Genomic DNA, 529 nt, shown 5'->3' on the forward strand with positions numbered 1-529 from the left:
GTTCTCGACCGCGTCGGGCTCGGCGGCTGCGTCGACGACGATGCAGCGCTCCGGCTCGGCCTTGGCGATCGCCAGAAACGCCTCGCGGCGGGCCTGATGGATCGCCAGCGTCTCCTTTTCGAAGCGGTCGGCGACTGCCTCGGTGCCGCGCCGCAGCGTTGCGCGCCTCAGGCCTTCCGCCGGATCGATGTCGAAGATCAGCGTCATGTCCGGCATCATGCCGTTGATGGCGACCTGCTCCAGCGCATCCATGAACGCCGGATCGATGCCGCCGGTGACGCCCTGGTAGACGCGCGAGGAATCGAGGAAGCGGTCGCAAAGCACGATGTAGCCACGCTCGACCGCCGGCCGGATGAGCTGCTCGACATGATCGGACCGCGCGGCGGCGAAAAGCAGCGCTTCCATCTTCGGTCCGAACGGTTCGGCCGCGCCCGAAAGCAGCACATGCCTGACGGCTTCGGCGCCCGGCGAGCCGCCAGGTTCGCGGGTAAGCAGCACATCGTATTTCTTGGCGCGCATCTTCCTGGCC

Annotated in this window: 1 protein-coding gene; it reads right to left on the reverse strand. The window is 67.5% G+C overall.

Annotated features, from left to right (window positions below; all coding sequences use genetic code 11):
- Positions 1-529 (reverse strand): dTMP kinase (gene tmk / locus EN750_RS38310; RefSeq protein WP_127399517.1); only part of this gene is annotated, 529 nt, incomplete at both ends.

Origin of the sequence: Mesorhizobium sp. M7A.F.Ca.ET.027.03.2.1 (assembly GCF_003999175.1) — a bacterium.
Taxonomy (GTDB): domain Bacteria; phylum Pseudomonadota; class Alphaproteobacteria; order Rhizobiales; family Rhizobiaceae; genus Mesorhizobium.